The sequence below is a fragment of the Protofrankia sp. Cr1 genome (assembly GCF_963555865.1).
Taxonomy (GTDB): Bacteria; Actinomycetota; Actinomycetes; order Frankiales; family Frankiaceae; genus Protofrankia.
Genome location: NZ_CAUVXO010000623.1, coordinates 1,454 through 2,343, shown reverse-complemented (window position 1 = coordinate 2,343; position 890 = coordinate 1,454). Strand labels below are relative to the sequence as shown.

At 66.6% G+C, this 890-nt stretch carries 2 protein-coding genes; both read left to right on the top strand.

Annotated elements, in window-relative coordinates:
• Positions 1 to 151 precede the first annotated feature (151 nt).
• Complete coding sequence (locus tag U9980_RS26940) at positions 152 to 406, top strand: hypothetical protein (RefSeq protein ID WP_322770497.1); 255 nt, start codon at positions 152 to 154, stop codon at positions 404 to 406.
• A complete protein-coding gene (locus U9980_RS26935) occupies positions 403 to 762 on the top strand; it encodes a type II toxin-antitoxin system PemK/MazF family toxin (RefSeq protein ID WP_322770496.1) in 360 nt (119 codons plus the stop codon). Before U9980_RS26940 ends, U9980_RS26935 begins: the two co-directional genes overlap by 4 nt.
• Positions 763 to 890 lie beyond the last annotated feature (128 nt).

Here is an 890-nt window from a genome sequence, read left to right as displayed (position 1 = left end):
GTAGAAGCTGTTCCACAGCACTGCAGGTCAGGACGAGGCGGGGCTTGACCAGCAACCGAACGGTCAGTGGCGCTGTGCGTGATCTCCTATCGACACTACCACAACTCGATCTATAGCAGATGCCATACTTGATGCTATGGCTTCGACATCTATGCAGCTTGACAGCGGGCTACGCGATGAACTGGCGGAGATCGCCGAGCGGGACTTCCACGGCGTGCCGCTGGGCGAGGCAGTCCGGCGTCTGGTCAAGGAATACAAGATCAACCGCATCATGCGGCGGTACGAGGAGCTACGCGCCGACGCCGAGGAATGGGCCAGCTACCAGGCCGAGGCGCGGCTGACCGACGATGCGGCCGGCGACGGCCTGCCGGATACTCGCGAAGAGTACCCGGAGTACAACCGGTGAGCCGGGCGCTGAGGCTCGCGCCCTGGCAGGTGTGGCTGGTGGACTTCGGCCAGCCGATCGGGCACGAGCAGGGCGGCCCGCGTCCGGCCGTGGTGGTCGGCTCGGCGACGCACTGCCGGTTTCCGATCGACATGGCCCTCGTGGTGCCCCTGACCGCGCGGGACCGGGGCCTGGACCATCACGTGCGCATCGACTCGCCCGAGTCCGGCCTGTACCGGCCGAGCTGGGCACGCACCGAGGAGATCACGGCGGTATCCACCCAGCGGTTCACCCGGTCCGCACCGCTGGGCATCGCGTCGGCCACCGAAATCGCCAAACTGGACGAGTGGCTACGCGAGATGGTCGCCTTCTGCTGACCCGCCGCACCTAACTACCGCGCCGTGCCGGTGAAGGTCGGTGAAGGTCGGTGAAGGTCGGTGAAGGTCGGTGAAGGTCCCGGATAGCACGGCGGCGTCCAGCGCGCCAGCGGGAATGGCGGGAATAA

Bases quoted from the DNA above. Each gene is read 5' to 3' on its own strand.
- U9980_RS26940 (WP_322770497.1), top strand. From the start codon at position 152: ATGCAGCTTGACAGCGGGCTACGCGATGAACTGGCGGAGATCGCCGAG.